The sequence below is a fragment of the Kitasatospora sp. NPDC059747 genome, from assembly GCF_042732955.1.
Taxonomy (GTDB): Bacteria; Actinomycetota; Actinomycetes; order Streptomycetales; family Streptomycetaceae; genus Kitasatospora.
In genome coordinates, this window is record NZ_JBHWGV010000006.1 from 141,381 (window position 1) to 157,040 (window position 15,660).

3 protein-coding genes are annotated in these 15,660 nt (G+C 74.2%); all 3 read right to left on the reverse strand.

Annotated features, from left to right (window positions below):
- Positions 1 to 66: 66 nt before the first annotated feature.
- Positions 67 to 3,189 (reverse strand): type I polyketide synthase, encoded by a 3,123-nt coding sequence (locus ACFV4G_RS04735; protein ID WP_380436450.1) that lies wholly within the window; start codon positions 3,187 to 3,189, stop codon positions 67 to 69.
- Between the two features lie 54 nt (positions 3,190 to 3,243).
- Complete coding sequence (locus tag ACFV4G_RS04740) at positions 3,244 to 14,748, reverse strand: SDR family NAD(P)-dependent oxidoreductase (protein ID WP_380436462.1); 11,505 nt, start codon at positions 14,746 to 14,748, stop codon at positions 3,244 to 3,246.
- Between the two features lie 113 nt (positions 14,749 to 14,861).
- Positions 14,862 to 15,660 (reverse strand): beta-ketoacyl reductase (locus ACFV4G_RS04745; RefSeq protein WP_380436452.1); only part of this gene is annotated, 799 nt, incomplete at its 5' end.

Here is a 15,660-nt window from a genome sequence, read left to right on the forward strand (position 1 = left end):
GGCCCCCGGGGCGGGCGGGGGGGGGGGGGGGGCCGGGCCCCCCCCCCCCCCCCACCGCTCTTGGCGTCAGGCCGCCGCGAGCTGCTCCTCCAGGAAGGTGACCACGGCGGCGGGTGTCGGGTGGTCGTACAGCAGGACCGCCGGCAGCAGCAGTCCGGTGGCCTCGCAGAGGCGGTTGCGCACCTCCAGGGCGGAGAAGGACGAGAAGCCGATGTCGAGGAAGTTGTCGTCGGCCGCGATCTCGCCGGGGGCGGAGTGGCCGAGCACCTCGGCCGCGTGGACGCGGACGAGGTCCAGCAGCGACAGCTCGTCGACCAGGCCGCTCTGGTCGGCCTGGTCGGCCGGTGCCCCGGAGTCCTGCCGTGGTTGGGCCGGAGCTCCGGAGACAGCCGCCCCGGAGGCCGCGGTGGGGCCGGCCGGGACGGTGACGTCCGTCCACCAGTAGTTCCGGTGCTCGAACGGGTAGGTCGGCAACTCGGCGGGCACCGGGTGGTGGTCGCCGTACCAGGCGTCCCAGCGGACCGACCCGCCCGCGGCGTGCAGTCGCGACACCGCGGTGACCAGGGACTCCTCCTCCGGCCGGTCGGGCAGCAGGACCGGTGTGACCACCGGAGCCGCGTCCGGCAGGCAGGCCCCCACCATGGGGGTGAGCACGGCGTCCGGGCCGACCTCCACGAACGCCCTGGTCCCGGCCTCGTGCAGCGTGGCGACCACGGCGCCGAAACGCACCGGCGAGCGGAGCTGGCGGGCCCAGTACTCCGGCTGCCGCAGTTCGTCGACGGTGACCGGCCGCCCCGTCAGGTCGGAGACGACCGGGATCGCGGGCGGGCGGAAGTCGAGCCCCTCCACCACCGGGCGCAGCCGGTCGAGCGCCCCGTCCATGTGGTGCGAGTGGAAGGCGTGGCTGACGCGGAGCAGGCGGGTCCTGCGGCCCTGGGCCCCGAACCGGGCGACGATCTCGCGCACCGCGTCCGCGTCGCCGGATACCACGGCCGAGCCGGGCCCGTTGACGGCCGCGAGGTCGGCCCGGCCGTCGTACTCGGCGAGGACGGCGAGCACCTCCTCCTCGGACGCCTCGCAGGCGGCCATCAGCCCGCCGGCCGGGAGTTCCTGCATCAACCGGCCGCGCGCGGCGACCAGGGCGGCCGCGTCGGCCGTCGACAGCACCCCGGCCGCGTGGACCGCGGTGAGACCGCCGAGCGAGTGTCCGGCCACCCGGTCCGGCTCGGGCAGCAGGTCGCCGAGGAGACGGAAGAGCGCGGTCTCCAGGGCGAAGAGGGCGGGCTGGGCGTACTCGGTGCGGTCGAGCAATGCGGCCTCCGGACTGTCCGGTGCCGCGAACAGCAGCGACTTCAACGGACGGTCGAGCAGCGGTACGAAGGCCTCGCACACCTCGTCGAGCGCGACCCGGAAGGCCGGCCTGCTCTCGTACAACTCCCGTCCCATGCCGATCCGCTGGCTTCCCTGGCCGGTGAACAGGTAGGCGGTGGGCAGGCGCTCGGCCGCCGTTCCCCGCACCGCGTGGGGGGCCGGCCGGCCGGCCGCGAGAGCGGCCAGCGCGGCGAGCCGCTCCGCGGGGGAGCCGGGCAGGACGACCGCGCGGTGCTTGAACGCCGTCCGGCCGAGCGCGAGGGTGCGGCCCACCTCGGCGGGGGCGGTGTCCGGGGCCCCAGTCAGGTGGTCGTGCAGCCGGGCGGCCTGGGCGCGCAGCGCCGATTCGGTGCGCCCCGACAGCGGCCAGGGCGCGAGCGGGGCCGGACCGTCCAGGTGGGCGTCCTCGGCCGTCGGGTCCTGGTCCGGGTCCGGCGGAGCCTGTTCGAGGATCACGTGTGCGTTGGTCCCGCTGATGCCGAAGGAGGACACCCCGGCGCGGCGCGGTCGGCCCCGGTCGGGCCACGGCAGGGCCTCGGTGAGCAGTTCGACGGAGCCGGCCGACCAGTCGACGTGCGGGGTCGGCTCGTCGACGTGCAGGGTGCGCGGCAGCACGCCGTGCCGCATGGCCTCCACCATCTTGATGACGCCCGCGACGCCCGCGGCGGCCTGGGTGTGACCGATGTTCGACTTGAGCGAGCCCGTCAGCAGCGGCTCGCCCTCCGGCCTGCCCTGCCCGTACGCGGCGAGCAGGGCCTGTGCCTCGATCGGGTCCCCCAAGCGGGTGCCGGTGCCGTGCGCCTCCACCGCGTCCACCTGCTGGGGAGCCAGTCGGGCGTCGGCCAGGGCCTGGTGGATCACCCGCTCCTGGGTGGGGCCGTTGGGAGCGGTCAGGCCGTTGCTCGCGCCGTCCTGGTTGACCGCGGAACCGCGCAGCAGGGCCAGGATCCGGCGGCCGTTGCGGCGGGCGTCGGAAAGGCGCTCCAGCAGCACCAGGCCGGCGCCCTCGGCGAACCCGGTGCCGTCGGCCGCCGCGGCGAACGCCTTGCAGCGGGCGTCCGCGGAGAGACCGCGCTGCCGGCTGAACTCCACCAGCAGCATCGGGGTCGCCATCACCGTGACGCCGCCGGCCAGCGCCAGGTCGCTCTCGCCGCGCCGCAGCGACTGCGCCGCGAGGTGCATCGCGACGAGCGAGGACGAACAGGCCGTGTCGAGGGTGACGGCGGGTCCTTCGAGCCCCAGGTGGTAGGCGACCCGGCCGGAGGCGACGCTGGTCGCGTTCCCGGTCATCAGGTGGCCCTCGTACCCCGCGGGCACCCGGTCCGGCGGCGGGACGTACGCCTGGGAGACCAGACCCGCGAAGACGCCGGTCCGGCTGCCGCGCAGCGAGTCCGGTGCGATGCCGGCCCGCTCGAACGTCTCCCACGCCACCTCCAGCAGCAGCCGGTGCTGGGGGTCCGCGGCCACCGCCTCGCGCGGCCCCATGCCGAAGAACGCGGCGTCGAACCCGCCGGCCCGGTCGAGGAACCCGCCCTCGCGGGTGTACGTGGTGCCGGCCCGGTCGGGGTCCGGGTCGTAGAGCGACGCCAGGTCCCAGCCGCGGTCCTCGGGGAAGCCGGAGACGACGTCGCGCTCCTCGGCGACCAGCCGCCACAGGGCCTCCGGGGAGTCGGCACCGCCGGGGAGGCGGCAGGCCATGCCCACCACGGCGATCGGCTCGTGCTCCCGGTCCTCCAGTTCCCGGATCCGCTTGTTGGCCTGGCGCAGGTCGGCCGTGGCCCTCTTCAGGTAGTCGCGGAGCCGGTCTTCGTTGCTCACCACTGTCGCACTCTCTCTTCTGCTGGCGTCGGCTTGGTCGGGGCGCGCTCGGGGTCAGGACGCATCCAGTTCCTCGTCGAGCGCGCGGAACAGTTCCTCGTCGGTCGCCGTTTCGAGGTCGACCTCCGGCTCCTCGGAGGGGCCGGCGGCCAGTTCGTCCCACCGCCACAGGGCGGCGCGCAGCCGCTCCCGCAGCCTCGGGAACTCCCCGCTGTCGACACTCACCGAGGCGAGGAGCCGGTCCAGTTCGGCCGCGGCGTCGTCCGGTGCGATCAGCGTGAGCAGGTGGCCGGCGAGCGCCGCCGGGGTCGGGTGGTCGAACACCAGAGTGGTCGGCAGCCGCAGCCCGGTGGCGGTGCCGATCCGGTTGCGCAGCTCGACCGCGGTCAGCGAGTCGAAGCCGGCCTCCTTGAAGGCCCGGTCGGCGTCGACGTCGTCCGGGTTCAGGTGGCCGAGCACGGCCGCGACCTGCTCGCGGACGAGGCGCAGGAGCACCTGAGCCCGTTCGGGACCGCGCAGCGCGGCCAGTCGGTCCGCGAGGGTGGCGGCGGACGCGGCGACGCCCTGGGCGGCCCGTCGCACGACCTGGCCGCGCACCATCGAGCGGAGCACCGCCGGGAGTTCGCCGCTGCCGGCCCGTGCGCGCAGTCCCGCGGTGTCCAGCGGTGCCGGGACCAGGAACGGCCGGCCGTCCGCGAGCGATGCGTCGAACAGTGCCAGGCCGACGGGCAGCGGCATCGGGACCAGGCCGCCGCGGGCGATGCGGGCCAGGTCCGCCGCGGCCAGGTGCCCGGTCATCCCGCTCGCGTCCTCCCACATGCCCCAGGCGAGGGACACCGCGGGCAGGCCCTCGGCGCGCCGCTCGCGGGCGAGGGCGTCCAGGAAGACGTTCGCGGCCGCGTAGTTGGCCTGTCCCGCGCCGCCGAGCAGGCCGGAGGCGGAGGAGAACAGCACGAACCAGGACAGGTCGAGACGGCGGGTCAGCTCGTGCAGGTTCCAGGCCGCGTCCACCTTGGGCCGCAGCACCGCCTCCACCTTCTCGTCGGTCAGGGACGCGAGGACGCCGTCGTCCAGGACGCCGGCGGCGTGGACGACACCGGTGAGCGGGTGTTCGGGAGCGATGCCGTCGAGCAGTCGGGCGAGCGCCTCCCGGTCGGCCGCGTCGCAGGTGGCGATCCGCACGTGTGCGCCCAGCGCGGTGAGTTCGGCGACGAGTCGGTCGGCACCGGGGGCGTCGGGGCCGCGGCGGCCGGTCAGCAGGAGGTGCCGCACACCGTGCTCGGTCACCAGGTGGCGGGCCAGGGCCGCCCCCAGGGTGCCGGTGCCGCCGGTGACCAGGACGGTGCCCTCGCCGACGGGGGCCGCGGGGAGCGTGAGCACGACCTTCCCGACCTGCCGGGCCTGCCCGAAGTAGCGGAACGCGGCAGGTGCGTGGCGGACGTCCCACGTGGTGACGGGCAGCGGCGTCAGCGCCCCCTGCTCGAACAGGTCGAGCACGCGGGCCAGCACCTCGCCGACCCGGTCGGGGTCCATGCCGAGCAGTTCGAAGGGCTGGTACTCGACCCCCGGCCGGGCCGCCGTGACGGCCGCCTGGTCGCGCAGGTCGGCGATGCCCATTTCGACGAACCGGCCGCCGGGGCCGAGCAGTCGCAGCGAGGCGTCGATGAACTCCCCGGTCAGCGAGTTGAGGACGACGTCGACACCGTGGCCGCCGGTCGTCGTGAGCACCCGCTGCTCGAACGCGGTGCTCCGGGAGGACGCCAGGTGCTCGTCGTCCAGCCCGAGGGCGCGCAGCGCGCCCCACTTGCCCGGACTCGCCGTGGCGAACACCTCGGCGCCGAGGTGCCGGGCGACCTGGAGGGCGGCCAGACCGACGCCGCCCGCTCCGGAGTGGATCAGCACCCGCTCGCCGGGCCGCACCCGGGCCAGTTCCACGAGCCCGTAGTAGGCGGTGGTGAAGACGGCGGGCACACCCGCGGCGGCGGCGAAGGACCAGTCGGCCGGCATCCGGGCGACCAGCCGCCGGTCGGCGACGGCCACCGGTCCCACCGCGCCCGGCACCAGGCCGAACACCCGGTCCCCGACGGCCAGTCCGGTGACACCGGGGCCGAGCTCCAGCACGGTCCCGGCGGCCTCGGTGCCGAGCGGCGCGCCGACCGGGACCACACCGAGCGAGGTGAGCACGTCCCGGAAGTTGAGCCCGGCCGCGCGGACCGCGATCCGGACCTCCCCGGCGCCGAGCGGGGCCCCGGCCGCCGGGTACGGGGCCGCGTGCAGGTCGTCGGGCGACCCGCCGGGGGTCTCCAGACGCCAGGCGGAGCCGTCCTCCGGGGTGGTGAGCGCCGGTTCCGGTGCCGTCCTGGCCAGCCTCGGCACGAGGACCCGGCCGTCCCGGAGGGCGAACTGGGGCTCGCCGGTGGCCAGCGCGGCGGCGAGGACCAGCTCGGAGGCGGGTTCGCCGTCGCTGTCGACCAGGACGATCCGCTCCGGGTGCTCGGTGGCCGCGGACCGCACCAGGCCCCACAGCGGTGCGGCGGTGAGGTCGACGGGGTCGCCGGGGGCGGCCGGCACCGCACGGCGGGTGAGGACCACCAGGCGGGTCTCCTCGTCCCGCTCCTGGTCGGCCAGCCACTGCCGGAGCCGTGCGAGCACCGCGAGCACGGCGCCGCGGGCGGCGTGCGGGACGGGCTCGCCCGCGGCGGACGCCGTCTCGGTCTCCAGGAGCTCGTACGGCGGGGGCACGGCCGGGCCGGGCTCCGGCAACTCGGTCCACTCGAGCACGTGGAGCCCGTCGGCCCCGGCCCGGGGCGAGGCGGACCGCAGCCCGCCGGGCGCGACCGGCCGCAGGGTGAGCCGTTCCGCCGTCGCCACCAGGGCACCGGTGGGGTCCGAGACGGAGACCGTGACGGTGTCCTCGCCGCCGGTCCCCGGTGCGACGGTCACGCGGAGGGCGGTGGCCCCGGCGGCGTGCAGGGCGACCCCGGACCAGCTGAACGGCAGCCGCACACCGGTGCCGAGGAAGTCGCCGAGCCCCATGGTGTGCAGGGCGGAGTCGAGCAGCGCGGGGTGCAGCGCGAAGCGGGCGGCCTCGGCGTGGTGTTCGGGGCTCAGCGACACCTCGCCGTGGACGCTGTCCCCGGCCTTCCAGGCCGCGGTGAGGTTGCGGAATGCAGGACCGTACTCGTAGCCCAGCGCGGCGAGTTCCTCGTAGAGCCCGTCGGCGTCCAGCGGGGTCGCGCCGGGCGGCGGCCACTCCGGCGCTCCCGCGGCCGACGCGGTCGCGGCCGGCGCCTCGGGGGCCAGGACGCCGGAGGCGTGCCGCAGCCACGGGGCGTCCGGCTCGGCAGCGTCGGGCCGGGAGTGGACGCTGACGCCGCGGCGGCCGTCTTCGTCGGGTGCCTCCACCGACACCTGCAGCCGCACACCACCGCGCTCGGGCAGCACCAGGGGCGCCTCCAGGGTGAGCTCCTCCACCCCGTTGCCGCCGACCTGCTGGGCGGCCTGAAGGGCGAGTTCGAGGAACGCGGTCGCGGGCAGCAACGGGGTGCCGCTCACGGCGTGGTCGGCGAGCCAGCCGTGGGACTGGTGGGAGACGCGACCGGTGAGCAGCAGTGCGCCGTCGGTGGCGAGTGTGGTGGCACCGGTCAGGAACGGGTGGTCGGCCGAGTCGAGGCCGAGGCTCCCCGCGTCGCTGTTGGCCGCAGGGCCTTCCAGCCAGTAGCGCTGGTGTTGGAAGGGGTAGGTGGGGAGGTTGGGGGGTGGGGTGTGGGTGGTGGGGGTGGTGGTGGGGTTCCAGGTGATGGTGTGGCCGTGGGTGTGGAGGTGGGCGAGGGATTGGTGGAAGCGGTGGAGGTTGCCTTCGTTGCGGCGGAGGGTGCCGGTGATGGTGGGGGTGGTGTGGGGGTTGGTGTGGGTGGTGGTGTCGTGGATGGCGGTGGTGAGGACGGGGTGGGGGCTGATTTCGATGTAGGTGGTGTGGCCGTCGTTGTGGAGGGTTTGGATGGCGGGTTGGACGAGGACGGGGTTGGCGAGGTTTTGGTACCAGTAGTCGGGGGTGAGGTGGGTGGGGTCGAGGTAGGTGTTGGTGAGGGTGGAGTAGAAGTTGGTGGTGGTGGGTTGGGGGGTGATGTCGTGGAGGAGGGTGTTGAGGGTGTGTTGGAGGGGGTGGAGGTGGTGTGTGTGTGAGGCGTAGTCGTCGTTGTTGGTGCGGGATTGGATGTTGTGGTTGTTGAGGTGGGTGACGTGTTGGGTGAGGGTGTGGGGGTTGCCGGCGATGATGGTGGTGGTGGGGCCGTTGATGGCGGCGATGTGGAGGTCGGGGTGGTTGTCGAGGTGGGTTTGGGTTTGGTCGGGGGTGAGGGGGATGGAGGCCATGGCGCCGGTGCCGGCGAGGGTTCGGAGGGTTTGGGCGCGGAGGGTGACGATTTTTGTGGCGTCGTGGAGGGTGAGGGCGCCGGCGATGTAGGCGGCGGCTATTTCGCCTTGGGAGTGGCCGATGACGGTGTCGGGGTGGATGCCGTGGTGTTGCCAGAGTTTGGCGAGGCTGGTGTTGATGGCGAAGAGGGCGGGTTGGATGACGTCGACGCGGTCGGTGGGGGGTGCGTCGGGGTGGCCGTTGAGGACGTCGAGGAGGTTCCAGCCGGTGTGGGTTTGGATGGCGTTGGCGGTGGTGGTGAGGTGTTGGGTGAAGACGGGTGAGGTGGTGAGGAGTTCGCGGGCCATGCCGTCCCATTGGGGGCCTTGGCCGGGGAAGACGAAGACGGTGCGGCCGGGTGGGGTGGCGGTGGCGGTGGTGAGGTGGGGGTGGGGGGTGTTGGTGGCGAGGGCGTTGAGGGCGGTGAGGAGTTGTTCGCGGGTGTTGTGGGGGGTGGTGGTGATGGCGGCGCGGTGGGTGTGGGTGGCGCGGCCGGTGGTGAGGGTGTGGGCGATGGCGGCGGGGTCGGTGTCGGGGTGGGTGTGGGTGTAGGTGTGGAGTTGGCGGGCCTGTTCCTGGAGGGCTTGTTCGGTGTGGGCGGAGAGCAGGAACACGGTCGGGCCGGTGGCGGGCGTGACCGGCCCCACCGGCTCGGTGGTCGGGGCCTCCGCCAGCGCGGGCGCCTCCTCCACGATGACGTGGGCGTTGGTGCCGCTCATCCCGAAGCCCGACACACCTGCTCGCCGCGGACGGTCACCGGGGGCCCATTCCCTTGCCTCGGTGAGGAGTTCGACGGCGCCGGCGGTCCAGTCGACGTGCGGGGTGGGCTCGTCGACGTTGATGGTGCGGGGCAGGAGGCCGTGGCGCATGGCCTCGACCATCTTGATGATTCCGCCGACTCCTGCGGCGGCCTGGGTGTGGCCGATGTTGGACTTCAACGAGCCCAGCAGCAGCGGACGTCCGGCGGGCCGGTCCTGCCCGTAGGTGGCCAGGATGGCCTGGGCCTCGATCGGGTCGCCCAGCGTCGTGCCGGTGCCGTGTGCCTCCATGGCGTCGACGTCGGCGGTCGTGAGCCCGGCGTCGGCGAGCGCGGCGCGGATCACCCGCTGCTGCGAGGGCCCGTTCGGGGCGGTGATGCCGTTGGACGCGCCGTCCTGGTTGGTCGCGGTGCCGCGGATCACGGCGAGCACGTGGTGGCCGTTGCGGCGGGCGTCGGAGAGGCGCTCGACCAGCAGCAGGCCCACGCCCTCACCGAACGACGTGCCATCGGCCGCCGCGGCGAACGCCTTGACGCGTCCGTCCCTGGCGAGTCCGCGCTGGCGGCTGAAACCGATGAAGATGTCCGGGTTGGCGAGCACGGTCGCGCCGCCGGCGAGCGCCAGGTCGCACTCGCCGCGCCGCAGGGACTGCACCGCGAGGTGCAGCGCGACCAGCGAGGACGAGCACGCTGTGTCGACCGTGACCGCCGGCCCCTCCAGGCCGAGCGTGTAGGAGATCCGGCCCGAGGCGATGCTGCCGGCGCTGCCGAAGCCCAGGTAGCCCTCCATGTCGGCGGGCAGTTTCACGCGCGAGCCGTAGTCGGTGTAGACGACTCCCGCGAAGACGCCGGTCCGCGAGCCGTGCAGCGAGGTCGGGTCGATGCCGGCCCGCTCGAACGCCTCCCACGCGGTCTCCAGCAGCAGCCGGTGCTGCGGGTCCATGCTGGTCGCCTCGCGCGGGCTGATGCCGAAGAACGCGGGGTCGAACCGGTCGGCGTCGTGCAGGAACCCGCCCTCACGGGCGTACGAGGTGCCGGCGTGCTCCGGGTCCGGGTCGAACAGGCGGTCCAGGTCCCAGCCGCGGTTGGTCGGGAACGGTGAGATGACGTCGCTCTCGGACACCACCACCTGCCACAGGTCCTCCGGCGTGCGGACCCCGCCCGGGTAGCGGCAGGCCATCGCCACGATGGCGATCGGCTCCCCGTCGTGGGCGGTGGCGACGCGGACGGCCGCCGTGCCGGCGGTGCCCAGCAGCTCGGCGTGCAGGTGGGCGGCCAGTGCCTGCGGGGACGGGTGGTCGAAGATCAGGGTGCTCGGCAGCTTCAGGCCGGTCGCGGTGCTCAGCCGGTTGCGCAGTTCGACGGCGGTCAGCGAGTCGAAGCCGGCGTCCTTGAAGGCCCGCGCGGCGTCCACCGCCTCCGTCGTGGTGTGGCCGAGGACGGCGGCGACCTGGCGGCGGATCAGGTCGAGCAGCAGGCGGCGCTGTTCGGACTCGGGCCGCCCGGCCAGCGCGGAGGCGAGGGTGTCCGCCTGCGCGGTGGTGGTGGCCGCGGTCCGGACGGTCCGGACCAGCGAGCGCAGCACCGGGGGCAGCAGTCCCGCCTCGGCCTGCCGGGCCAGGGCGGTCCGGTCCAGCCGGACGGGGAGCAGCGCGGCGCGCGGCCGGGTGTGCCGGACGGCGGTCAGGGCGGTCGCGACCTGGTCGGCGGTGAACCGGGCGAGTCCCCGGACGGCCGAGGGGTCGTCCTCCTCGCGCGGGCCCCAGGCGAGGGAGAGTCCGGGCAGGCCCAGCGCGCGGCGGTGGTGTGCGAGGGCGTCGTGGTAGGCGCCGAGGGCCGCGCGGGAGGTCTGCCCGGTGCCGCCGAGGGTGGCGGAGGTGTCGGGCGCGAGCAGCACGAACGAGGTCAGGTCGAGTCCGAGCGTCAGCTCGTGGAGGTTCCAGGCGGGGGCGACGGCCGCGCGCAGGGCGTCCGAGAACGTCTCGGGGTCGGTGGAGAGCAGCACCGTCCGGGGTGCGGACGTGGCCGCGTGGATCACGCCGGTCGGCGGGTGGGCGGCGGGCAGGGCGGCGAGGGCGGCGGCGAGGCAGTCGCGGTCGCCCGCGCCGCCCTCGGCGACGAGCACCTCGGCGCCGAGCGCGGTCAGCCGCTCCGCGAGGCCCTCGTCGGCATCGAGCAGCAGCAGGTGCCGGGCGCCCTGCGTGGAGACGGCGTGCTCGGCGGCGGCGGCGGCGAGGTCCCCGCCGCCGGAGACGATCACCGTGCCGGCGCCGGCGGGCGCGGCGTCCTCGACCGGAGCGTCCGCGTGGTCCTCGGGGGTGTTCCTGACCAGTCGGGGGATCCTGATCCCGCCCTCGCGGAGGGCGAGCTGGGGTTCACCGGTGGCCAGGGCGGCGGGCAGGGAGCGCAGCGAGGACCGGGCGTCGTCGAGGTCGACGAGCGTGATCCGACCGGGGTGTTCGGCCTGGGCGGCCCTGACCACGCCCCAGACCGGCGCGGGCGCGAGGTCCTGGACGTCCTCCCGGTGGGTCGTGACGGCGTGCCGGGTGAGCACCACGAGGCCGGTCGACTCCGCCCGGTCGTCGGCGAGCAGTTCCTGGAGCCGCGGCAGCAGGTCGCTCGCGGAACGGGCCGTCAGGACCGTCACCTCGGGCACCGCCGTTTCGGGCGCCGGGGTCGTCGTGTCGTCCCCGGCGGTCCCGTAGGCCTCCGGGTAGGGGACGAAGCCGGCCGCGCCAAAAGCCTCCGCGAGGCCGGGCGGGGTCTCGCCGCTCACCGTCCAGGAGCCGATCGCCGGGGCGGCCGGGGAGTCGGTTTCGAGCTCGGGCCAATCCAGGCCGAGCAGCCAGTCGTGGCGGACGCGGTCGGCCTGCCGCACGGGGCGCAGTCCGACCGACTCGACGGTGGCGACGGGGGCACCGGTCGCGTCGGCGAGGTCGAGCGCGAAGGAGCCGGCCCGGGGCGAGATCCGGACCCTGAGCGTGCCGGAGCCGACGGCGTGCAGGGTCACGCCGCGCCAGTCGGCGGGTGCGGCGGACTCGTCGGCCTCGCCGAGCAGCGGCTGGAGCGCGGCGGTGAGCAGGGCGGGGTGCAGGCCGTAGCGGCCGGCCTCGGGGGCCGCCTCCTCGGGTGCGGAGAGCTCCGCGTAGATCAGTTCCCCGTGCTGCCAGAGCCGGGCGGGTCCGTCCGGTGCCGCATCGTCGAGCGCGGTGGCCCCGACGGGCGGCCAGGCGGTGAGGGGGTCCGGCGCGCGGTCGGCCGGTGCGGGCACGAGTGTGCCGGTGGCGTAGGTCGTCCAGGGGCGCAGCAGCGGATCGTCGTCCGCCGCGTCCTCGTACGGGCGGGCGTAGAGGGTGACGTCCCGGCGGCCGTCGTCGTCCGGGGCGCCGACGGTGAGTTGCAGGTCCACGCCGCCCGCGGGGGGCAGGACGAGTGGTGTGGTGAGCGTGAGCCGTTCGACGGCGAGTTCGTGCGGGCGGCCCGCCTGGAGGGCGAGTTCGAGCGGGACCGTCCCGTTGAGGTCGGTCTCGGTGAGCCAGCCGTGGGTCTGGTGGGAGATGCGGCCGGTGAGCAGGAGTGCGTCGCCGCCGCCGAGGGTGGTGGCGGTCGTGAGCAGCGGGTGGTGTGTGCTCTGCAGTCCCAGGTGCTCGGGGTCGGTGCCGGTGGCGGCGTCCTCCAGCCAGTAGCGCTGGTGTTGGAAGGGGTAGGTGGGGAGGTTGGGGGGTGGGGTGTGGGTGGTGGGGGTGGTGGTGGGGTTCCAGGTGATGGTGTGGCCGTGGGTGTGGAGGTGGGCGAGGGATTGGTGGAAGCGGTGGAGGTTGCCTTCGTTGCGGCGGAGGGTGCCGGTGATGGTGGGGGTGGTGTGGGGGTGGGTGGGGGTGGTGGTGTCGTGGATGGCGGTGGTGAGGACGGGGTGGGGGCTGATTTCGATGTAGGTGGTGTGGCCGTCGTTGTGGAGGGTTTGGAGGGCGGGTTGGAAGAGGACGGGGTTGGCGAGGTTTTGGTACCAGTAGTCGGGGGTGAGGTGGGTGGGGTCGAGGTAGGTGTTGGTGAGGGTGGAGTAGAAGTTGGTGGTGGTGGGTTGGGGGGTGATGTCGTGGAGGAGGGTGTTGAGGGTGTGTTGGAGGGGGTGGACGTGGGGTGTGTGTGAGGCGTAGTCGACGTTGATGGTGCGGGCTTGGATGTTGTGGTTGTTGAGGTGGGTGACGAGTTGGGTGAGGGTGTGGGGGTTGCCGGCGATGATGGTGGTGGTGGGGCCGTTGATGGCGGCGATGTGGAGGTCGGGGTGGTTGTCGAGGTGGGTTTGGGTTTGGTCGGGGGTGAGGGGGATGGAGGCCATGGCGCCGGTGCCGGCGAGGGTTCGGAGGGTTTGGGCGCGGAGGGTGACGATTTTTGTGGCGTCGTGGAGGGTGAGGGCGCCGGCGATGTAGGCGGCGGCTATTTCGCCTTGGGAGTGGCCGATGACGGTGTCGGGGTGGATGCCGTGGTGTTGCCAGAGTTTGGCGAGGCTGGTGTTGATGGCGAAGAGGGCGGGTTGGATGACGTCGACGCGGTCGGTGGGGGGTGCGTCGGGGTGGCCGTTGAGGACGTCGAGGAGGTTCCAGCCGGTGTGGGTTTGGATGGCGTTGGCGGTGGTGGTGAGGTGTTGGGTGAAGACGGGTGAGGTGGTGAGGAGTTCGCGGGCCATGCCGTCCCATTGGGGGCCTTGGCCGGGGAAGACGAAGACGGTGCGGCCGGGTGGGGTGGCGGTGGCGGTGGTGAGGTGGGGGTGGGGGGTGTTGGTGGCGAGGGCGTTGAGGGCGGTGAGGAGTTGTTCGCGGGTGTTGTGGGGGGTGGTGGTGATGGCGGCGCGGTGGGTGTGGGTGGCGCGGCCGGTGGTGAGGGTGTGGGCGATGACGGCGGGGTCGGTGTCGGGGTGGGTGTGGGTGTAGGTGTGGAGTTGGCGGGCCTGTTCCTGGAGGGCTTGTTCGGTGTGGGCGGAGAGCAGGAACACGGTCGGGCCGGTGGCGGGCGTGACCGGCCCCACCGGCTCGGTGTCCTCGATGCGGTCCTGTTCGAGGATGACGTGGGCGTTGGTGCCGCTGATGCCGAAGGAGGAGACGGCGGCGCGGCGGGGGCGGTCGTGTGCGGGCCATGCGGTGTTGTCGGTGAGGAGTTCGACGGCGCCGGTGGTCCAGTCGACGTGGGGGGTGGGTTCGTCGACGTGCAGGGTGCGCGGCAGGAGGCCGTGGCGCATGGCCTCGACCATCTTGATGATTCCGCCGACTCCTGCGGCGGCCTGGGTGTGGCCGATGTTGGACTTCAAGGAGCCGAGCAGGAGGGGGTGTTCGGCGGGCCGGTCCTGTCCGTAGGTGGCGAGGAGCGCCTGGGCTTCGATGGGGTCGCCGAGGCGGGTGCCGGTGCCGTGGGCCTCGACCGCGTCGACGTCGGCGCCCGTGAGCCCGGCGTCGGCGAGCGCGGCGCGGATCACCCGCTGCTGTGAGGGTCCGTTGGGCGCCGAGAGCTGACCGCTCGTGCCGTCCTGGTTGGCCGCCGTGCCGCGGATCACGGCGTGCACGTGGTGGCCGTTGCGGCGGGCGTCGGAGAGGCGCTCGACGAGCAGCAGGCCCGCGCCCTCGCCCCAGCCGGTGCCGTCGGCCGCCGCGGCGAAGGCCTTGCAGCGGCCGTCGGCGGACAGTCCGCGCTGCCGGCTGAACTCCACGAACAGCCCGGGTGTGGCGAGCACGGTCGCGCCGCCGGCGAGCGCCAGGTCGCACTCGCCCCGCCGCAGGGACTGCACCGCGAGGTGCAGCGCGACCAGCGAGGACGAGCACGCGGTGTCGATCGTGACCGCCGGCCCCTCCAGCCCGAAGGTGTAGGAGATCCGGCCGGAGGCGACCGAGCCCGCGCTGCCGGTGCCGACGTAGCCCTCCAGGTCGTCCGGCGCCTTCCTGATCCGGCCGCCGTAGTCCGCGTACATCACGCCGGCGTAGACGCCGGTGCGCGAGCCGTGCAGTGAGGTCGGGTCGATGCCGGCCCGCTCGAACGCCTCCCACGCGGTCTCCAGCAGCAGCCGCTGCTGCGGGTCCATGCTGACGGCTTCACGCGGGCTGATGCCGAAGAACGCGGGGTCGAACCGGTCGGCGTCGTGCAGGAACCCGCCCTCGCGGGTGTAGGTCCGGCCGACCCGGTCCGGGTCCGGGTCGTACAACCCGGCGATGTCCCAGCCCCGGTTGTCGGGGAAGGCGGATATCGCGTCCGTGCCCGACTCGACGAGCCGCCACAGCTGTTCCGGGGTGCGCACCCCGCCCGGGTAGCGGCAGGCCATGCCGACGATCGCGATCGGCTCCTGCCGCTCGGCCTCCACCTCGGTCAGGCGCTGCTTGGTCTGCAGCAGGTCGTTCGTCACGCGCTTGAGATAGTCGCGGAGCCTGGCCTCGTTCGTCGCCTCGCTCGTCATGAGACGTCAACTCTCCTCGTCGTGCGTCGTACGGGATGTGGTACCGGAATGTGGGGTGCGGGTCAGTCGAGGCCGAGCTGTCCGTCGATGAGCTCGAACAGCTCGTCGTCGGAGGCGTGCTCGACCTGTGCGGTCGTGGTGGCGGGGCCGGTGCCGTGCGGGTCGGGCGAGAGCCGGGCCAGGACGGAGGACAGGCGGGCGGTGACGCGTTCGCGCGCCTCCTCGTCGAGCGGCGTGCCGGTGCCGTCGACGGCGGCCTCCAACTCGGCGATCCGGGTGAGTAGTTCCGCCGTGGCGCCCGGGAGCCGGTCGGCCAGTTCCCCGTGTACGTGGGCGGCGAGCGCGTCGACCGTCGGATGGTCGAAGAGCACGGTGGTGGGCAGCCGGAGGCCGGTGTCCGCGCCGATCCGGTTGCGCAGGTCGACGGCGGTGAGGGAGTCGAACCCGAGGTCCATCAGCCCGCGGTCGGTGGGCACCGGGCGGTTCGCCGGCCGGCCCAGGACCTCGGTGACCCTCGCCCGCACCAGCTCGCGGACGGTCCTCGGCCGGTCGGCCTCGGCGGTCCCGGAGAGCGTTCGCACCCAGGGCGGGGTGTTGTCCCCGCCGGCCGGGGCCGAGGCCGCGGGGCGGCCCGCCGGGGCCGGCGGCACCCGCAGCGGGACCAGACCGCGCAGGACCGGTGCCATCCTGCCCGGGTCGCCGAGTGCCCGCAGCGCGGCCGTGTCGAACCTCGCGGGTACGGCGAGTGCCGGGTTCGAGCCGAGGACCGTGTCGAAGTGGGTGAGGGCTTCGGTGGTGGTGAGGGGGGTGATGCCGGTGCGGGCGAGGCGGGCGAGGTCGGTGGTGGTGAGGGTGGCGGCC